At 58.8% G+C, this 19,703-nt stretch carries 12 protein-coding genes; 6 read left to right on the forward strand and 6 right to left on the reverse strand.

Annotated elements, in window-relative coordinates:
• Positions 1-58: 58 nt before the first annotated feature.
• The 3 genes from ACU4IU_RS17060 (at position 59) to ACU4IU_RS17070 (ending at position 5,934) form a co-directional block, all read left to right on the forward strand.
• Complete coding sequence (locus ACU4IU_RS17060; protein ID WP_446657405.1) at positions 59-1,318, forward strand: 2-hydroxycarboxylate transporter family protein; 1,260 nt, start codon at positions 59-61, stop codon at positions 1,316-1,318.
• A gap of 92 nt (positions 1,319-1,410) precedes the next feature.
• Positions 1,411-2,601 carry a mandelate racemase/muconate lactonizing enzyme family protein gene (locus tag ACU4IU_RS17065; RefSeq protein WP_446657406.1) on the forward strand — a complete coding sequence of 397 codons (1,191 nt, stop codon included), beginning with the start codon at positions 1,411-1,413 and terminating at the stop codon, positions 2,599-2,601.
• A 1,170-nt stretch (positions 2,602-3,771) separates the two neighbouring features.
• A complete protein-coding gene (locus tag ACU4IU_RS17070) occupies positions 3,772-5,934 on the forward strand; it encodes an ATP-dependent nuclease (protein ID WP_446657407.1) in 2,163 nt (720 codons plus the stop codon).
• 120 nt (positions 5,935-6,054) lie between these two features.
• Here the strand turns inward: ACU4IU_RS17070 and ACU4IU_RS17075 are convergent, their stop codons facing one another.
• The 3 genes from ACU4IU_RS17075 to ACU4IU_RS17085 all read right to left on the reverse strand — a co-directional run bounded on the left by ACU4IU_RS17075 (position 6,055) and on the right by ACU4IU_RS17085 (position 8,410).
• Positions 6,055-6,441, reverse strand: a complete 387-nt coding sequence (locus ACU4IU_RS17075; RefSeq protein ID WP_446657408.1) for an Abi family protein — start codon at positions 6,439-6,441, stop codon at positions 6,055-6,057.
• 88 nt (positions 6,442-6,529) lie between these two features.
• Entirely contained in the window at positions 6,530-7,057 is a 528-nt protein-coding gene (locus ACU4IU_RS17080; protein ID WP_446657409.1) for a helix-turn-helix domain-containing protein, read from the reverse strand.
• Positions 7,058-7,489: 432 nt separating this feature from the next.
• Positions 7,490-8,410 carry an integrase core domain-containing protein gene (locus ACU4IU_RS17085; protein ID WP_446657612.1) on the reverse strand — a complete coding sequence of 307 codons (921 nt, stop codon included), beginning with the start codon at positions 8,408-8,410 and terminating at the stop codon, positions 7,490-7,492.
• Positions 8,411-8,649: 239 nt separating this feature from the next.
• Between ACU4IU_RS17085 and ACU4IU_RS17090 the strand changes: the two genes are divergently transcribed.
• On the forward strand, positions 8,650-11,655 hold the full coding sequence (locus ACU4IU_RS17090; RefSeq protein WP_446657410.1) for a DEAD/DEAH box helicase: 3,006 nt from the start codon (positions 8,650-8,652) through the stop codon (positions 11,653-11,655).
• 1,167 nt (positions 11,656-12,822) lie between these two features.
• Here the strand turns inward: ACU4IU_RS17090 and ACU4IU_RS17095 are convergent.
• Positions 12,823-13,668, reverse strand: coding sequence for an abortive infection family protein (locus ACU4IU_RS17095; protein ID WP_446657411.1), 846 nt, complete (start codon positions 13,666-13,668; stop codon positions 12,823-12,825).
• Between the two features lie 19 nt (positions 13,669-13,687).
• Positions 13,688-14,161 carry a prevent-host-death protein gene (locus tag ACU4IU_RS17100; RefSeq protein WP_446657412.1) on the reverse strand — a complete coding sequence of 158 codons (474 nt, stop codon included), beginning with the start codon at positions 14,159-14,161 and terminating at the stop codon, positions 13,688-13,690.
• Between the two features lie 267 nt (positions 14,162-14,428).
• On the opposite strand from ACU4IU_RS17100, the gene ACU4IU_RS17105 reads away from it, so the two are divergent.
• Positions 14,429-15,238: a hypothetical protein gene (locus ACU4IU_RS17105; RefSeq protein WP_446657413.1), complete on the forward strand. Its 810-nt coding sequence runs from the start codon at positions 14,429-14,431 to the stop codon at positions 15,236-15,238.
• A gap of 122 nt (positions 15,239-15,360) precedes the next feature.
• On the opposite strand, the gene ACU4IU_RS17110 is transcribed toward ACU4IU_RS17105, so the two are convergent.
• Positions 15,361-16,845, reverse strand: coding sequence for an SEC-C domain-containing protein (locus tag ACU4IU_RS17110; protein ID WP_446657414.1), 1,485 nt, complete (start codon positions 16,843-16,845; stop codon positions 15,361-15,363).
• Positions 16,846-17,757: 912 nt separating this feature from the next.
• Between ACU4IU_RS17110 and dxs the strand changes: the two genes are divergently transcribed.
• Positions 17,758-19,698, forward strand: coding sequence for a 1-deoxy-D-xylulose-5-phosphate synthase (dxs, locus tag ACU4IU_RS17115; RefSeq protein ID WP_376905928.1), 1,941 nt, complete (start codon positions 17,758-17,760; stop codon positions 19,696-19,698).
• The last annotated feature ends 5 nt before the right edge of the window (positions 19,699-19,703 follow it).

Below are 19,703 nucleotides of genomic sequence, written 5' to 3' on the forward strand. Positions count from 1 at the left end.
CAGCAAAGTTGAGGCACCAGAGCAAAACCTTCATCAGAACCGCAAACAGCTCACAATAATGGGCTTCCCCTGGCCCTTCTACTTGGCCTTCCTCGTGGTGATCATCGCGGCCATTTTCCTCAATGTCATGCCAGTCAACATCGTCAGCGGAATGGCGATCGCGATGATCATCGGGGGTGCACTGAAATACATCGGCGACTCGATCCCCGTTTTCAATACATTCGGAGGAGGATCGCTGCTGTGCATCGTAGTTCCAGCCTTGATCGTCTTCACCGGGGTCTTCCCTCAAGAATTCGCGGACTTGGCTGATTCTTTCTACAACGAACTCGGCTTCTCCGAACTCGTTGTCACGGGTCTCATCGTCGGATCGATTCTTGGAATGAATCGGAAGCTGCTGGTCAGCGTCGGCGCGCGCTTCTTCTTCCCAATCATCGCCGGCGTCGTCACAGCCTTTCTCGTCGGCGCACTGATGGGTCTGATCACCGGCTTCGGCGTCGGCCGAGCGGTCATGTTGGTCGTAGGACCCGTCATGGGCGGCGGCATGGCGGCGGGCGCGGTGCCAATGTCGGAAATCTTCGCCTCAGCCAGCGGAGGAGACGCCGGTTCGTTCCTCGAACAGATCGCCCCCGCCGTCATCGTCGCCAACGTCGTGTGCATCGTCGTCGCGGGAATCCTCAACGGAATCGGTAAGACTGTGAAGGCAAAGAGCTTCAGCGGCGAAGGCCGAATGATGCGTAAAGGCGATTTCGACTATTCGAAGGCCTCGGACGAAGCACCCCTTACGATCAAAGACATCACCGTTGGATTAGTACTGTCGATCACGATCTACATGGTCGGTGAGATCCTGTCGTCCCTGATTCCCGGGTTGCATGCCTATGTGTGGATCATTGTTGTGGCTGCCGTGCTCAAGATCTTCAACCTCCTGCCGGAACACCTCAACCTCGGTGCTGAGCAGTGGTACAACTTCATCTCGCACGCATGGATCCCAGCCGTTCTCGTCTCAATCAGCGCAGGCATGGTCGATTTCGATGCCATCGTCGAAATCGCGTCCGACCCTCGCTACCTCCTCATCGTCGTGGTGACCGTAATCGTTGCGGCCGCAGCCGCGGGCGGGGCAGGAATGCTGGTCGGCTTCTACTTCGTCGAATCTTCCATCAGCGGCGGCCTCGGAATGGCTGACATGGGCGGGTCGGGAGACGTCGCCGTCCTCTCAGCGGCTGGTCGACTCGAGTTGATGCCGTTCCTTCAGATCGCCTCCCGCCTTGGCGGGGCGATGATGCTCATCATCCTGTCGATCATGGCTCCCTTCCTTCTATAGATGTCCAAAGCGGTTCGTCCACGGCTCGCCTTGCGTGGACGAATCGACAGCGAGCTCGTATCTGTGCAGCAACTAATTCAACAGGAGGCTTGATGCCAAAAATCACTGCTGTTCGCCCTGTTCAGGTCAACCGGATTCTCTACGTCAGCATCGAAACCGATGACGGACTGTATGGGGTCGGTGAGTCCGGTGCCTGGGCCTACCAGGAGGCCGCAGCCGAAGTGGTGAAGACTTTCGCCGACTACCTCGTCGGCCAGGATCCGAGGAGGATCGAGCACCACTGGCAGTTCATTTATCGTGCATACCATTTCCGTGGTGCCGTCATTATGGGGGCGTTGAGCGCGATCGACATCGCGTTATGGGACTTGGCGGGAAAGCGTCTCGGCGTTCCTGTTCATGAACTCCTCGGCGGGGCAGCGAGAGAACGAGTGCGGGTGTACAAGCACGTTGCCGGAGCAACTGTCGATGAGCTCATCAATGACTGCAAGAAGGCACAGAATGAAGGTTATACGGCGGTGGGGCACCTGTCGCCTTTCCTCGACATTGACCGCGGCGAGAGGCTGGAAACGTCGAATGCGCAATACGTCAGCGGGGCAGTCAGTGTGCTCAAGACTCTCCGCGCCGAGGTCGGGGACGGACTCGATCTGTGCGTCGAGCTGCATCGGCGACTGAGCATCAGCGAATCCGTGACGTTCGGCCAGGCTGTCGCAGACGTGATGCCGATGTTCATCGAGGACCCAGTCCGTCCGGACAACCTCGACTCGATGGCGCTTGTCGCGTCCTCAGTGCCGGTACCGGTAGCGACGGGGGAGCGGTTGCATACGCCTGAGGAGTTCCAGATGTTGCTCAGCCGCTATCCACTGGCTTACACGAGGATCAGTGTCTGCTTGGCCGGAGGCATTACAGGTGCCATGAAGATCGCTGCCATTGCGGAATCCGTCGGGTCAAAAGTTGTACCTCATAATCCGCTCAGTCCAGTGAGCACCGCTGCATGTTTGCAAGTCTCCAGTGCAGTCGCGAATCTGGGAATAATGGAGCTGCCCGATCACTCGGTCGCTTCCGCCACAGAAAGGTACACCGCTTCAAACCAAAGCGAACGGCAGGAGTTCGACCAGACCGCGATGCTTAGTCCGATACCCGAGACCGTCGACGGTCACGTATCCGTTCCTACTGGTTCTGGAATAGGCATTGACCTGGACTTTGAGATAGCGAGCCGAAATCCAGCCACTAGGGTTGAGACACTGTCGCGACTTGGGGCTGACGGAGCAGTCGTGGACCAGTGACGTGGTACCGCGAGCGAAAGCCGTGGATCTGGTCATCCGAGACGCTGGTGTCACACACAAATTGCGTGTTCCACGTCGCCGCGCTCGACTGCCGCCACGGACGGCCCATCCAGTGCCAACAATTCGGCAGTCGGTGCCGGACACAGCCGTAAGGTCGGCTCATTGCTGGTGATCGTGACCGCTCGACTGCGGGGTCGATGTCCACAAGCCGAGAGATGCCGGTTCGCGTCAGTTGCCGCAATGGAAGCATGTTGACTGACGTGCTTCATCAATTGAGCGGTAGTCGACTTCGAGACCGCTCTGACTCTCTGACCAGGTGTTTTGTTCTTGCGTAGTCGCTTTGCAGGCGAGACTGGCCATCGAAGCATGTCTCAATACGTGCTTCGCCAACTTGCCGGTAGTTGAGGAAACTCCTGGTAAGAACGGGTTTCGAGGCCGGCATGACTAGGTGCTACAGGTTCAGAACAGTCTAGATGATCGCCCCACCCGGCGTTGCTGGGTGGGGCGATCTGATGCTCACAGGGACGGCCGACTGTCGGATGTAGTAAGTCCTTCGCCCAGTCGTCAACATTCGATCGTCGACCTCGAGGACTGATGCTCATCCTGTCACCTGCTCGTGCTGCCGTCCCCGCCCATGAGCCAGGACTGCGGTAGCACGGATGAGCCGTAGGTGGTGAGGTAGTGCTCAAGGGCCGAGCCGCGAATCAGCGTGTCTTCACCGGTATCCGGCGTTCCGCGGAGGGGCTCGTCGCCGGAGTTACAGTCACTACTCCCAACGGCAGCTCCTGCGGTATGACGATACTGACGAGCGGATGGATCGAGTACGCGAGGCCCAGCGGAGGGCCGCACCCGTGGCGACGTCCATCAAGGTCGCGAACCCTGCGCTCAAGTCGCAAACGATAGCTGCGTGCAGGCCGTTGCCGACGAGGGAGACCACTGCGAGGACCCCGAGCCCCACTCGAGCCGGACAGGTGTAGGTGAGTGAGTGACCGCGCAAGGCGAGGGGCACGGTGATCCCTCTTCGGCTGAATCGATCGGAACCTCAGGCCCGTCTGTCACACTGCGCGAGTCGCGCGACTAAGCACGGAATCTCGATATACTATCGGCGAGGCCGCCCCTACAAATCGTGTTTTCTCCGAGTCTCCAAACCTGCCTACGACAAGGATGTCAATGCAAATTTCAAAGGTAAGTATTGAGAATTTTCGCGCTCACACATCGACAGCTATTCCGCTTACCCAACTCGGCTCTCTGATCGGCGAGAACAACGCGGGGAAATCTTCCGTTCTTCATGCGATTCAGTACGCGTTGGAGGAAAGGAAGCTCGACGACGCCGATTTTCGAGATGCAACTAAGCCGATAGCCGTCACGCTTCATCTCACGGGGATTGGGGAGCAGGATCTTGAGCGAGTCGGAGATTCTCACCGTGAAAAAGTTGCCGGAATGATTCGAGATGGCAACCTCACGATCGTTCGCTCTCAGACTCATGGCGGGAAAGCAGAACCAAAGTATCTCAAGCTAGTCCCGAGCGACCCGCGGTGGAGCGTCGACAATTTGAACGATTGCACAAAAGGTAAGTCGGGTACCGCACTTCGCACTGCCGCGGTTGAACTTCGCCCCGAACTCGAAGACCTTCTGGGGCAAAAGGTTACGAAGGGAGACGTCGTCGCTGCTTGGAACGAACTTAATCAGCAACTTCCGAAAGAAGACCTTCAGGAACAGTTCGACCCGTATCCGACTGGCATTTCTACGGCAATAAAGCCTCTTTTTCCTTCAGTGATTTACATCGAGTCAGTTAAAGACGCCTCCCTCGAAGCAAGAGCGAGCGGAACCTCTGCCTTCGCCAAGCTCCTGGGTCTGCTGTTCGAAGAAGTGCAAGAACAGTTCGACGACATAGAGGAAAAGTTCAATGCTGTCCATCAGAAGCTGAACCGGCATCTTAGCTCGGACGGGGAACCAAAGGACACGCGTCTCCCCGCCGTCAAGCGCATTGAAACTGTTATCGAGCAGTACGTGACTGCGAGCTTCCCCGGGGTAAAGGTTCAGATGGACATCCCCGCGCCTACTCTGTCCGTACTGCTGTCTTCAGCCGACCTGCTAATCGACGACGGTCACGTGAGCAAGGTGTCCAGTAAAGGCGATGGTCTGAAGCGCAACGTTCTGTTTGCTCTCCTGCGTGCCTATGCCGACATTCGTGACAACGGACTTGGCGGCACCGAGTCGGACGAGGTTGCAGATTCTATTGAAGCGTCGCGCAACGATGAGTCCCCCGAGACAGGCTTGAGGCCCAGGGGCTCCTACCTGCTCTTGTTTGAAGAGCCCGAGCTATATCTCCATCCCAGAGCGCAGCGGCAGCTGATGGCAGCGCTGACGGAGTTCGCGAAGGACCACCAAGTGCTCGTAACAACCCACTCGCCGGGATTCTTCCAGCCAGGGACCAAAGGGTTCACGCGTATGTACAAGACTGACGCAGGTGTTGTGGCTAGGCCGGTAGACCTCACGCTGAAATTGAAGGACGAGTATCAGATCGTCCGGCACGAGAACAACGAGGCAGCGTTCTTCGCGCAAAAGGTCGTTTTAGTCGAAGGGGATAGCGACACTTTCGTTTTTCCGCACCTCGCGAAGCTATTCTCTAAAGGTTGGGATGACGTTGAACGCAATGTGATGTTCGTGAAGATCGGCGGTAAGGGCAACATCAGTCGTTACAGGACCTTCTTCGAGCAATTCGAGGTTCCGATCCACGTCATCGCCGACCTAGACGCACTGTCGAACGGGTTCGAACATCTGACTTCGACGTCGCGTGTCAGAGAGAGCCACGGCAAGCTGATTCAGTCGGTGAAAGAGCAGATCTCTGGTCCGAGTACTCCGGACCGCGACAAGGTGAAGGAAATCGTTCGGAGCCGGTCCCATCGAGAGCTGTGGTGGTCGGCGCAGGAAAGCTTCGGGGCTTGGCGAGACATCCAGACAAATGAAACCGCACAGGCTGTAGTGGATGATCTGACGGAGCTTTTCGACGCAGGTTATGGCGACGCTATCCTTGCACAATTGCAGAATCCACCTACTGAGCAAATTGCCGACTTGCTTGAGGAAGTCATCTCATCGCTCGCGCTGGAGGATACATATGTGTTGCGACGCGGCGATCTCGAGACTTACTGTGGCACGCATGCGAAGGGCGACAAGGTGGCAACTGCGATGAAGTTCTGCGCGGAGACTTTGACGCTCGATGCTCTTAAGAAAGTGCACGGCACGGAAGGGCCTGACATTGCCGAGGAGCTGGAAGATATTTTCTCGGGCATCTTCGATTCGCGCGCCCATGAACCTGAGATGAACGTGTGAAGTAGTTGAGCAAGCGATCGTTCCCCAAACTCGTGCGCAGGATCCCGGCAGGCCGCGGCGAAGTCGCAGAACCGTGGTGGTGCCTCGATGTAGTAGGGGTGCCAAGGCATCCGCACTTACTTAGGCAAGCATGGTGAAGCGAGAAATTGAGCGTTCATTGTGGTCGGTCAGTGCTGCACGGACAGCAACTTCGACGCGCTCGAGCGCGTCCATGACAAGCAGGCGCAAGGCGCGGTCGAAGACGTAGAGGTCCAGCACATCGTCGATAGAGGTGCCTTCGCGGAAGAACTGATCCGTGCCGCTCTGCTGGAAGGGGATGGTGTACGAGGAGGATAAGCGGTAGTAGCCGATGTGGCGCAGGTATCGCAGCGTGTGGTCCCGGTCTGGGACGACCAACCCGCGATCGGCGAGGCGGTCGACCAGCGTTTCCAACTCCAGGGCTGGCTTGTCGTAGCGCAAATTCCCGCGGGGACGAGGAAGGCGGAGAGCACGGCGCTGATTCGACATCGGTGCTCCTCTTGGACCTAGGCAAAGAAAATCCCCCAAGTGCGCATCGTAGAGAGGCGCGGGGGTATAGGGACTCCAGGTAGCACAATCAGTTGGGCTTCGACGCCCGGCGCTTGGCCGCGACCGACTTCCGAGCACTGCGCAGGTCAGCCAGGGTCTGGTCGATGTCGCTGGTCTCGTCGATGTTGACCGAGAGTGCGTCGATCGCTGCGTACTGGGCCTGTCGCCGCCGCTCGCGGTAGTCGAGCACGTCGGTCAGGGCGATCCGGCGATGCGTGCCTGAGCGGGTGAAAGGCAGCTGCCCTGCATCGAGAGCCTTGATGAGCGTGGGTCTGCTGATTCCCAGGAGATTGGCGGCCTGCTGCGTGGTCAGACTCTGCGAGGTTGGCGTCACCGTGACAGACAGGCCCCGGCTCATCGCCTCTACGATGTACAGCAGCACGTCGTAGAGCTCCTCGGGCAACTCGACAGGATCGTCTAAGGTGTCGCTCATCAGGTAGCGCCGTGGGTTCGGAGACAGGGCCTCCTCAGCGGTGAGCATGTCGTAGAAGCGGGCGAGCTGTTGCTCGTCGCCTGCGACATGGGTCGACTGGGCGGGACGCTCGTTCGCGGACATGGCTGACTCCTCATCTGCAGTAAGCGCCAATAGCTTGCGGTTAATGCGAGAAGTGTAGCTTGGCCGCGTTCCGTGCTTACATGCAGCGGACTTACGATGAGGGAGGAACCTTGTGACCAAGCTCGGTGGACGCCCATCGAATTCTGGTGTAAGTGGCACCTAGCTTGCCAGAATTGCAGCCATCACTTCGTTGCCGTCCGGGAACGTGCTATTAACTGGGGCAGGGTGGAGAGATGCCTGGATTTGGTCAGCCCGAGAGCACGAAGACGCTTTCGCGCTTCATCTCGAGCGTCCCAAACGTGAACCTTATTCTTCTTGGTCACGGCCACGAAACGTAAGTCGTGCAACAAACTGCCTGATGGGTTCAATTCGGCTTAAACATCCGCGTGTGATGTCTCACGTCATCTTTCACACCATGTCTCGCGTCATCGTTCACTTCTTCCTCTGGTAGTCCTTGCTCGCGTCGAGTGTGTGTTCAGCGATGACTTTGCCTCCGACGCGGTCGATGATCATCGTGTCGGCTCCATGCACGAGTAGAAGTACTCGTTTCCTTGCCCAGGCCCGTCCGATCTCTAAATGTCTGAGTTTCCCGGCGTAGCGGATGCTGATCGTGCCGGTGGCATCGACCTGGTCGTATCTGACTCTCCAGATGCGGTCGGTGGCCTCGACGACGGGGAAGGCTTTGTCCGTGGCCGTGTATGCCTCGTGCGGGGTGCGGCGTCCGATTGCCCAGTGGGGTCGTTGAGTGTTGTAGATGACCGCGAATCTGGCCAGTTGGGTGTCGAGTTCGGCGATTGTCGGCACGAGGCCGTCGGCGCTGAGCCATCGTTTGAGTGTCTGGTGGTAGCGCTCGATCTTGCCCTGGGTTGTGGGGTGGTTCGCGGCCCCGTTCTTCTGCACGATCCCCAGGTCGGCGAGGAGCTGTTCGAATCCGTTAGGTTGTTTCGGGGTCCCGTCGTGACCGCGGGCGAAGCGGGTCGAGGGGGTACCTCCCGCTTGCGGGGGCGAGACCATGCCGTTATCGGTCAGCGTTGATGCTGGTGGCCCGTAGACGTCCATGGTGTGGACGAATGTGTCGATCACTGTGCGTCCGGTGACGGGGGTGTGGGCGGTGGCGTGGAGGAGTTCGCGGGAGTGGTCATCGAGCCAGGAGATGATCTGGGTATCGGTGCCATCGGCCATAGGCCAGTGGGTGAAGTCTGATTGCCAACACTCGTTGGGGGCGGCTGCTTCGAATCGGTGCCAAAAGGTGCGGGGGCGTTTCTGGGGTTGATCGACGATGGTGTTGTGGCGGCGGAGGATTCTCCAGATCGTGGTGGTGCTGGGCCAGGGTTCGGAGAGGCGGTCCCAAATCGATTAGTGGGTCCTTCATGAGTGAACGATGTCGTGACACATCTAGTGATCGATGTCCTGAAACCAGGCAGGTTTAAATATCCGCGGGACCAAACCACAGGAGCGACACTTTCCCGAACGAAGACTCCACGGCTTCTTTGGATCTAAACGTGTAACCTGCAACAGGTAGTGAATTCCACGTTCAATTTCCTCTCGGCGTGCCTCGACCCACTTGCCGCGCGGAGAAAGGAAAATGAATTATGGCAAGATTCTATCAAGACTCAGCGAACGATTTCGTTTTGTTTCACAACTCATCTGTTCCTGATTGGAGACCTCCGCAACGTGGGGCGCTTGGATCGCTACTTGGTCATTGGGCAGTTCATCAAAGGAAGCCGGCCTTGATCGCGATACCGACAGGATCAGGGAAGACAGCAATTGCTCTGGCCGCCCCGTATCTTGCTAGATCTCGACGGGCACTGGTCGTAGTCCCCAGTGCTCAATTGCGTAGTCAAATTGCAGAAGCTTTCCGGACTCAGGCCGTTCTGCGCGAGATCGGAGCAATAGCGGACAGTGTGAATCCCGAAGTTCTGGAAGTGAAAGGTCGATTGGACTCCTGGAAGCCATGTACTGATGCAGATGTGGTGGTGGCACTCCCTCAATCGATCAGTCCCGACCACTATGGAGAACATGGAAAGCCCCCGTTCGACCTATTCGATCTCGTAGTTGTGGATGAGGCCCACCATGCTCCTGCACGAACGTGGCGCGCAATACTGGATCATTTTGAAGAAGCGAAGAAGGTGTTGCTAACTGCAACGCCCAAACGGCGAGACGGTAAGCCAGTTCCCGGCGAAGTAGTCTTTCATTACCCTCTCCGCGCCGCGATGGACGACGGCTATTACCAAAGCGTTGAGGCGAGACTCCTTGAAACCAGCGGAGGTGGTAGCCGGGAAGAGTCTGACATCGTGATTCGCGACAGCATTGTCCATGAGCTCAACCGACCGGAACATGCTTCGAGTGCACTATTGATTCGCGCTGGGAGTAAGCGGCGAGTGGACGAACTAGTCCAGTTGTACCAAAAGGCCGGCGTCTCTGTTGTTGCATTAACATCTGACCTCGGTGAACAGAAGCGGACTCAGATCATCGATGGGTTGATAGGCGGCCAGACTCGTGCGGTGGCAGTTGTTGGGATGCTCGGAGAGGGTTTCGACTTGCCGCGCCTCCGGCTCGCTGCTTACCACGACAAGCATAGATCCGTGAATTCGACCATTCAGCTCATTGGGAGGCTGGTTCGTAGTCATCGCGATTATCCTCAACGGTCAGTTTTGGCAACGGTTCGCGACGACGATGTGTACCCGGCGTTGAAGGGGGCAATCAGGGAACTATACGAAGAAGAAGTAGACTGGTCGATGCTATTACCTGGGATTATCGATGGCGCTGTCCAGAATACTTTAGAGGCAAAAACATTCGCGCAGGATCTTGTGGCACCACCGGTCAAGTTGTCGCTTGAAAGTATCCGCCCACTCGTTCGAGCTACAGTCTTTGAGATAGTAGACGATTGGATACCGCCGTTCGTTGATAAGGCTGTGCCCGACACCCTTTTAGCTGGCGAAGTCATTCGCGGGCAAGAAATATTCTACTCGACTCTTACTGCTAACAGGCAGAGCCTATTGATTGTCTTGCAAGGGATTCGATCGCCTCGATGGCATTTTGACTCCGGGTTAGACGTATCGAACTATTCGTTGCACATAGTGACGTACATTCCGGCTCCTAACCAAACGCGTCGTCCAATGCTGCTGTTGAATTCCGAAGATGCTTCCGTCATGTCTGCTGTTAGACACACCCTTGGCATGGCAACAGAGCATGTGCGACCTGCGGACCCTGAGCGACTGCATAGAGCGTTCGATTCCCTCACGCGGATGAGCGTGTCAAATGTCGGAGTGCGCAATACCTACGGTGGTGGCCGAGGAAGCGCCAGCTATAAGATGTTTGCCGGTAGCGGTGTCGATCGCGGGATGCGTGAAGCCGACACTGCGCAATCGGCTATTGGTCATGCAATGGCTCAGATAGGCGAGGGCCCTGGATCCAGCTCCTACAACATTGGATTTTCCGTCGAGAAGGCTAAATTCTGGGAGTCAAGATACGTACCGCTACATAAATATGATGGGGTTCTAGAGGACTTCGCGGATCGGTACTGGGCTTCGACGGAGGTTCTTGCTCCACTACTTCCTTCCGTTGCCCGAGGTGTCCGGCTGACCGCCTTTCCGAACTTCGCGGTGGCCGCCATCGAAATGCATCCTGTGCTTCTCGGCAGCGAGTGGACAACTGACGACGGCCTTCCAATTGGGCGTCTTGATCTCCGACACGAAACGGCGGAGTCGACTGGGTCGGAACTGAAGTTTTCCGCAATAAGGTGTGATTCAGGCGATAAAGTTTGGACCGGAGTTGTTGACATCTACGGAAACGTCGCTGAGTTGAATTCCGTGGTACAGATGAACCGGGGCCACGACACATCTAGATCGTTAGCAGAGCTCTTTGGAGCACAGCCTCCTATCATCTACTTCCTCAACGGGGAGACCGTCAGCGGAACAACGCTCTACCAGCCGCCACGTGTAAGTAGGGATCTATCACGTTGGGATCCGATAAAATTTGATTGGTCCTCAACGAACATCAGAAAAGAGACGGAGAAATCAAAGAGCGCCGGAGATTCGATAAACAAAACGCTGCGCGCCCACTTGTTCACTACACCTTCGACCGCACGCAGGCGGTGGATATTTGACAACGATGGTCGAGGAGAGCTTGCGGACCTGATTGTAGTAGAGTTGTTCGGTCGAACCCGCGTCTCGATCGAGCTTTGGCACTTAAAAGCCGCGGGAGGAAATAAAGCCGTACGAGTATCTGACATGCAAATTGTCGTCGCCCAAGCAATCAAAAGCCGTCGATGGCTAACTGATCGTGGACTTTGGCAAGAGATGGCCCATCGCTATTCAGGTCGCTCGACGCCGAAACTCGATCTGGTTAGTGGTGACAAGACCTTGCTGGAAGTACTTCTTGGCCTTACACCAGATCATCCGCAATGGTCATTTGCAAATTATCCGCCTCAAGTGCGCGGCAAGGTAGTTGTCGCTCAACCTGGTCTTTCTTGGGGCGACCTGAGTGCGAAGGTTCAGCAAGGGGATCAGAGTGCGATTCAAATCCGCGATCTTCTGGCAGTCTTCGATGATTCGCTTGGTGCATTGGGGGAATCAGAAATAGTATGTTCTGACTAGATTTCCCTATCGACCTCTTCCGTGATGGTGTCGGGAACTGTAGAGAACCGGCCGAGAGAGTCAGTCGGATACTCACCGTTTGCTTGCACCACCACCACCGAACAGTTCGAGCTCTGTACGTCGGGCCTAACGTCGGCTGAACGAATGGCCAGGCGTGCAACAGGTTTCAGTTTGCAACCTTGGGAAGGTAGCTGCAGGGGATGACGGTCAGGGAGGTCCCAGACCTACTCGCGGATAATGGTCAGATATGCAGCAAGCATTGGCGGTGTAAACATCAGCGGTTGTGTCGCGCTAACTGTTCGCGGTCCACCGCCGAGATCTGGTCGGATCCGAGACCAGCACGGTCACTCGGCAAGCCCTTTGTCGTCTCAGCGGAGGCCGATTGATGGCTCGTGCGAGCAGAGGCCAGCGATTCTCTCCGAGATTCTCAGGCGCGAAAAGGAGTTGCACTACGCGACAACGAAGTTGACATGCATCACCGAGCTGGAGACGTAATCCGCTAGCACATGAGGCAAAGCTAGTAATTTCCTGTGCGTGCTGCGCACAGAGCGAAATGCGTTGTAGAAGCGATTCAAGAGGCGGCTAGGCATGCGCGCGATTATGGGTGTCAGGCGCGAGCAGTAGCAGTAGAACACTTCCGCAACAGTCAGACGCGAGCGGAGCCTGTGATGGGACCCCGTTGTCGTACAACATAGACGGCATCCTCAGTGTGGATTAACGCCCAGCTTTCATGGCTTGGGCCACGGGGAGCACACCCTATTTTCCACGGGACTCTACGCCGGTGTGACTGCCGTCAGATCGCTCCTCTCGTTGGCCGTGTTGCGAACGTTTATTAATCCTCGAGCGTAAGAGGCTACACGGAGCTTCGTACTCATATCAGTTAGGTGACAGAAGTTTCTATCCCAGCAACAGCAAGCCGGTGTCCTCAACGGGCGGCCATTTTGCGGTCCAATGCCTCGGCGCGCTTACCAGTCGGCACACGAAAGTGTTCGACAGTGAATACCCGAGGCGGCCGCGAGGGAACGGTGCCAAGCGGGAACGAGTTGCGTCGGGGCTATAGCCAGAGGAAGGAACGGCGTGACCGTGATGGAGGCAGCGGCTTAGCACGCGAAGAGTTCGCATTGTGCGAAAGGCGAGAGAGACGACCTTAATTGGCCCACCCCGTGATCAACTCTCCGCACCACGCCAGGGAGCATCGGGGTCGGCGAGCGTCTCGAGCATGAGCTGGCACCAGACCTGGGCCGCGCCGACGACCAGGCGGGCGTGCCGCGGGCGCACCCACCTGGGCGCTTCCTCGGCTCCGTGGTCGATTCCGACGCTGTTCCTGAGCTCGGTCACGCTCTGGGTGAGGGTGACCAGGGACTGCAGTGCCTGGCGGAGTGCGCGGTCCTCGTCGCTGACCGACTTCGGGGCGAGGCCGAGCGACTCCTGGGCGGCATTGACCAGGGCGGGCACTTTCGCCGCGCGGGTGTAGCTCTGCCCGCGGGTGGTGAGGACGCACTTGGCGGTCGACTCGATCAGGGCCTTGGCGGTGCTGACGGCGAGTCGGGGGTCGGTGTCGACACTGTCGCCGAGTCGGCGCAGGTGGTCATGGATGGACTGCGGATCAGTAAGCGCGTTGAGCGCGTGCTTGGTCAGGTTCGCGCCGGCTTTGCCCATGCGCACAGCGCCGGTTGTCTCGTCGACGTCGAAGCCGTCCTCGCGCAGGATCCGGACCCACTTGTCGCGCAGGCTGTTGTCGTTGTCCCAGCCAACCGAGGCATCCCGGATGAACGTCTGCAGCCCGTCGCCGAAGATTGCGGTCAGCCGCTGAGCGTCGGCGGCGTCGCTCAGGTCCAGGGTGAGGAGGTACCGGCGCATCCGCTCGCGTCGGACGCTCTCGTCGTTGTCCTTGGGCTGCGGCGGGCCGAGGGCGACGCCTCGGTCGTCGAACAGCGCGTCGATCTCGCGCACGGACGTGCCGGTCAGCTGGTCGGCGAGCAGCCGCATCACCCTCGAGGTGAAGGTTCCCATGTGATCTCCTCGGGCACGTTCAGGGACGCTCCACGACAGCGCCGCCGACAGCTTCGTGGTCCTCGTCAAGCCATTCGACCGGCTGCGAGCCCAGTCCCGCAGCGATCGCCGTCGCCGTCTCGCGCCAGCTGGTGAACTGGGCGATCGCCAGGTGCGGCTGCTGCGTCGAAAACGATGCGCGTGTGGCCTCGATGAGGTCCCGCGCGCACTGTTCTCGGTCCTCATCGGTGAGCGCGTACATCCACGAGTGCCTGCTGGCCATGCGCTCGGTCAGGGGGCCGTCCTCGAGCGCAACCGCGATGAGGGTGTCTGCGATGTGCAGCAGCTCGGCCTGGGCGTCGGACTCGCGCTGAGACATGAGTACGAGGGACTCGCCGTCGCGGCGGGTAACCGTGACGGGATGGTCCTCGGCCTCGGCGAAGACCTCGGCCGAATGCTTGCTCAGATCCGAGGAGCGCCGCGTGGCCGTGGGAGGTCTGACTGCGTTCGTCATGCCACCCATCTTATTCGGAACGTGTTCGGAAGTACAGAGAAGTGGATGCCGCGCATCGGGATAGCTGCTCTTACGCCCGGATCCATGACATGGACAGTGGAGACGAAGAACGGGGCCTCAGATCCGGATATGCGACACCTCCAACAGGGGTTAGCTAAGCGTCTCGAGCGTGACCGCGTTGGCTTTGCCGTGACCAAGCTATTCGGAGCGACCTTCGTGAGCGCGGCCAGGGCCGCGACTTGGACTGGGTCGGCCTATCCTGTTCACATGTCAGAAGAGAGTGTTCGAGCGACGAGTCGCGTATGGGCGATGGACGAAGTCACCAAAGGTCTGCACGTAGCGCCGGAGCAAAACCCGCGCGTTACAGCGATAGCGGGAGGCACATTGGTGGCAGCGGCCGAGGAGTTAGCAATGCTTCCTGATGCGCCGAACCTGAAGGTCAAATCGGGGGAGCACTTGGCTGGGATTGTTTTGGGGGCGTATGGCAGTACGATAAACGTTCTGGATACCGACGGAGGCTTCGATTTCGAGCTGTCCGACGCTGCGAACCACCTTTTCGACGGGAAGAGATATGCGATTGTCGAGGTGAAGTCGGCAGGCGGTGATTGGCGCAAATTCCACAGCAAAGGTGCGCCCGAAGATGTGCATAGTGTTCAAATCGAGCGTTACCAGGATGCGCTGATAAAGCTGGAGGAAGCAGTACTGAAGGCGGAGACACAGCTCAATTCAAAACATGCGGTCGGGCATCGGTCCCGTGAGGTCTTCTTGACTATCCATCCGTACGATCTCGCAACCGATGTAGGGCTTTCAGTGAATCCTCGCGTTGCGCTGCATGCGGGGCTTCCGGCCGTCAATCAAAACCTCGAAATCGAGGGGCTGTGGCTGATGTTTTACCCCAGTTTGATCGCGCGTTGGTCACAACGGCACAGATGCTGGGTGCGATACCTCGTCGCGGCAAATTCGGAGCATTCGACGTCCGACCCTGGGCTTGCCAAGGCGGAATCAGCGTATCTTAAAGCACTGGCCGAAGAGCACGGTCGCGAACCAGGGTTTGCATGGTCTGACGGTCTCGTATAGAGCCGAAACTGACGGCACGAGTTCACGGCTAAGATACACCTCAAAAGCCAGCCGGGCGGGTGCATCTCATCGACCACTCGGCGATTCCTGACGCGGCCAAAGGGCCAGAAACTCGCTCGATCTTACCTGGAGATCCCGAAGGCTCGATCGACTTCTTGGCAACAGAATTTGTAGCGTCGGATGCTTCCGCACGGGCAGGGCCGATATGGTCCTTGGCGGTAGCCATCGACGCCGTCCTCAATAGTGGCAAGAGGAAAAGGTGGAAACCAGTTGGCGTGAATCGTGCCTCTGGTCACTAGGACGGAGTTCGTAGGTTTGCGCGGAATGCCCCACGGGTGGTCATGGTCTGCCCGCGCGGGTGCATTGAATGTGCCTACGCATCTCTCCGCGGCTGGCATTTCTTCTTCTAGAGAAGCGGAATGATTGACGAGTGCAGTCCAAGACGTGCGGTTGCGCCGATGTCGTTCCCCGTTCGTGAAATGATCCGCTGCTGCGGCTAGACCGGAAATTACTGGTGGGATCATGCTACCCGTGGCTGCGCCGATTCCAATTCCGGCGAGAATCTGAAACGAGTTCTCTCGAAGAGAGAGCCCCATTTTTGAGAGGAGGCCACGATCAGCTTCTTTTCTAGCGTCATCCAAAATCGGTCGGAGCAATACCTGTTCCTGCTCATGGAGGTATGCTTCGAACTCTTCTTTGGTTGCCTCTACGGGAGCGCCGGAATAGATTTCGTAGAGTTGTCGCCTGAACTCGCCGAAGCTGTCATCGTTGTGAATTCGACTCAATTTCTGCGAGGTTAGTCCCGAGAATACCGGGAGGTCGGACCGTATGAGGCATTCGCGAACGAGATCGGATTTTGTGGTTTTGGTTCCCAGTCCCTCACGGCACACGAATTGTTCGTACTCGAAGGGAGCGCAATAGGTGCTTCCATAGGCGTTCGCAGAGACATACTCGCGAGAGAAATAGGTTAATGCGTCTAGAAAGGTCTTACGAGTCTGCTTTTCCCATGCTCCGCCAGCGAAGACGAACATGCCTCGTTCGCCGTCGTGCTTAGCCAAGTCCTCAGGACTGAATCTCCGGGCAAGAGCAACTGGGTCGGTCAAAAGCGAGTCTGCAAGCTCGTCTCGAAGTCTCTCGATATCATCATGCTGCTGGTGGTATTGGATCTCCATAGGAGCGAGGACCATGATTCCCCCCTCAATAAGCGGTCGCGCCTCCCGGAGAGCAGGTACGACTCGCGCCAAGAATGCGCGCGTCTCGGCGATCTTGGGGCCCTCTCCGGGCAGATACCATCCTGGAGCGGACGAAAGATACTGATCGTTCAGGCGTGCTTCGTTGCTGAACCAGTCGGCGATCTGGTCCTTGACCAGGATCTGTTCTGTGAATAGGAGGCTCGATCGCACGACACCCGAACCGATTCTCAGGGAGTCTGCCGATGGCCACCCTCCGAGGTACTGAACGTCTTCGTGTAAACGCTCAGTCGGATTGTTGCTTGACGTGAATTTACGGACTTCGTCGCCCAGTTCCAGGATGCGGGATGCGGGCATCGCCCGTATGTCGTCGTCTCGATAGAAGAAGTTGTCAATGACATCAAGGATCGTCGTCACAATTGCCCCTTCTTTCGACCTGCGTATTTCGACCGTACCGCATCACGGGGTAGAACTAGCAGTAGCTTTTGTTCGGCGACTGTCGCTACCGCAGCATGTCGACGTAGGTACTTCATCAAATGCGCGGTAACCAATTTTGCGTTTGGGCTAACCCTCTGACCAGCGAGTTTGTAGCTTGCGTAGGAACTTTGCGGCTAAATTGGTCATCGGAGCATGTCTCAGTACGTTCTGCGTCAGCTCGCAGAAGCCTGATCGCAGGAGACGAGGCCTGAGCGGCGACTTCGCCGCACCAGGCTGCGCTGTGAGTCTGCGACTCGCGGCAGTCGGTTCGCGCTGGGGCGCTGAGCCGGAGCTGATCGAAGGCCGGTGGGATTTGTTCCCACCGGCCTTCGTCGTGCCCGGGCGCGTGTGACGGTGCCGTTGATCGAGCATCCCTCACCGTTCGCGTCACGTCCTCCACGCAGTTCGGCATCCGTCACCGTTCGTGACTAAACACACCGCTGCCAAGGAATCCGTCACCGTTCGTGGCAGATCGCCTCGTTGCAACAGTGCGCTGTGCGGCGAAGGGTGAGGGACGGTCGCTGTCGCGCGGGATTGTCGGGAAGCGTGAGCGCGTCCGCGGGAATCCGTGCGCTGGCGGTCGGCCACCTCGGCGTGGGTGGGGGTGGGCGCAAATGCGACCATCTCTCATCGGCAGTCGCTCAACACCGTGCTGCAACGGGTTGGTGTGCCATGAACGGTGAGGGGTGCGCTCGCAATGGTGCGAATTGCCGGCGCCGAGGCGGTGTGACCAGAAGGCTGAGGGGTGGTGTGCCGCGGAGATATGTCGCGAAGGGTGAGGGACGCATCTGTGAGCGATAGGATGGGCGGATGGAATCTGTCCGCCAACGATGTCGTCAGAACTGAGGCCGCATGACCTTTCTCGAATCCCTCGGCTCGCCTGCCGATCTGCGTCGACTCTCGGCTGGCGAATGCGAAGTGCTGGCCAAAGAGATCCGCGACTACCTCATCACGACCGTGTCCGGCACGGGCGGACATCTGGGCCCCAACCTCGGAGTCGTCGAACTGACCATTGGCCTCCACCGCACCTTCGACTCGCCGCGCGACACGATCATCTTCGACGTCGGCCACCAGACATATGTGCACAAACTGCTCACCGGCCGCCGCGAGGAGTTCCCCACCCTGCGGCAGCGCGACGGCCTCTCCGGCTACCCGAGCCGGCGAGAGAGCGAGCACGACGTCGTCGAGAACTCACACGCCTCGGCCTCCCTGTCCTGGGCCGACGGCATCGCCAAGGCCCGCCAGCTCACCGGTGAGCGAGACCGCCACGTCGTCGCCGTCATCGGCGACGGAGCCCTGACCGGGGGAATGGCCTGGGAAGCGCTCAACACCATCGCAGCCGACACCTCCACCCCGCCGAGGCGGCTGGTCATCGTCGTCAACGACAATGGCCGCTCCTACGCCCCGACCGTCGGCGGATTCGCCGCCCATCTCGACGAACTGCGCACCACCTCGAGCTACGAGAGGCTGCTCACCTGGGGCAAGGAGACGCTCCGCCAATCCGGCCGACCCGGCCGCGCCGCCTACAGCGCCATCCACGGCGTCAAACGCGGACTCAAAGACATGGTCAGCCCACCCGAGACCGGAATGTTCGACGAACTCGGCATCAAATACTTGGGCCCTGTCGACGGACACGACCTGCCCTCGGTCGACAAGGCCCTCCAACTGGCCAAACAGTTCGACGGCGGCCCCATCATCGTCCACATGATCACGCAGAAAGGGCACGGATTCGACCCGGCCGTCAACGACGACGCCGACCAGTTCCACTCCGTCGGCGTCATCGACCCCGTCACCGGGAGATCGACACCGTCGAAATCGACGTCATGGACCTCCGTGTTCGGCACCGAGATCTGCGCACTCGCCGAGGAACGCGAAGACATCGTCGCCATCACCGCCGCCATGCTCCTGCCCGTGGGGCTGGCGAAATTCGCCGAGGAGTTCCCCGACCGCGTCTTCGACGTCGGCATCGCCGAACAGCATGCGGTCGCCTCGGCGGCGGGCCTGTCCTACGGCGGACTCCACCCCGTCGTGTGCATCTACTCCACGTTCCTCTCCCGTGCTTTCGACCAAGTCCTCATGGACGTCGCCCTCCACCGGCAGGGTGTGACCTTCGTCCTCGACCGTGCCGGCATCACCGGCCCCGACGGAGCCAGCCACCACGGAATCTGGGACATCGCGATGCTGCGCGTCGTCCCCGGACTGCGCCTCGCCGCACCCCGCGACGCCGCACGGCTGACCGAAGAGCTGCGCGAAGCCGTCACCGTCTCGGACGCCCCGACCGTGGTGAGATTTCCCCGCGGCAGCGTCGGAGCCGATATCCCGGCGCTGAGGAGGCTCGACGACGGCGTCGACATCCTCCGGGAATCGTCCGCAGAGGCCACCGCCGATGTGCTCGTCGTCTCCGTCGGACCGTTCGCCAGGTTGGCCGGGCAAGTCGCTGACGTGCTGGAAGGTCGCGGGATCACCTCCACAATCGTCGATCCCCGCTGGGTGCTGCCTGTACCCGAATCCGTCGTCGCTCTCGCCGCCGAGCACAGTCTCGCCGCGGTCATCGAAGACGGAGTGAAGATCGGCGGTGTGGGTTCACAGGTCCGCTCCGACCTGCGCGAAGCCGATTCGCGGATCGGGGTGCTCGAACTCGGCGTGCCCGATGAGTTCCTGCCGCAGGGGACACGTGAAGAGATCCTCGCCGAAGTGGGCCTCGACGTCGACACGATCGTGTCCGAAATCCTCAAGGCCCTGCCCGCCGAGGTGGCCGACCGTGCCGCTCAGAGTTCTCGCCGCGCGGTGTGAGTCCA

The sequence above is a fragment of the Brevibacterium sp. CSND-B09 genome (assembly GCF_052906525.1).